The sequence below is a fragment of the Flavobacterium sp. HJJ genome, from assembly GCF_015351475.1.
Taxonomy (GTDB): domain Bacteria; phylum Bacteroidota; class Bacteroidia; order Flavobacteriales; family Flavobacteriaceae; genus Flavobacterium; species Flavobacterium marginilacus.
On the sequence record NZ_JADKPR010000087.1, the window covers coordinates 1 to 441 of the forward strand.

At 44.0% G+C, this 441-nt stretch carries 1 protein-coding gene; it reads left to right on the forward strand.

Annotated elements, in window-relative coordinates:
• On the forward strand, window positions 1-441 hold a 441-nt coding region (locus IRZ80_RS20845), incomplete at both ends, for a hypothetical protein (RefSeq protein WP_194644298.1).

Here is a 441-nt window from a genome sequence, read left to right on the forward strand (position 1 = left end):
ATTGCTGTAACAGCTCCGGCGGTACTGACAGCCACAGTAGCTCCATTTGCAGTTAAAACAAACTGCGATGTTGATACCAATGTAAAAGTGGTTGCCTTAGGAGGCAGTCTGCCATATTATTATGATTTTGGTACAGGGTACAGCACATCAGATAACATTACAGTTAATGACAATGGTACATCAGACCAGACTGTTTCTTATTCAGTAAAAGACGGCAATGGCTGTATTGTTACAGGATCTGTAACGGTATCGAAATTAAATGCTCCAAAATCAGGCAGCATCACAGGTACTCCTATTTATTGTGCACCAGCAGGCAGTACCACAAGTACAGTAACAGTAAACGCTGCTGCAGGAACAGGAGCAGGAAGCCTGGCTTATACAATAATTCCATCTGTTCCTTCAGGAGCAGTACAGACAGGGAATCAGTTTGCGGGCTTGGCC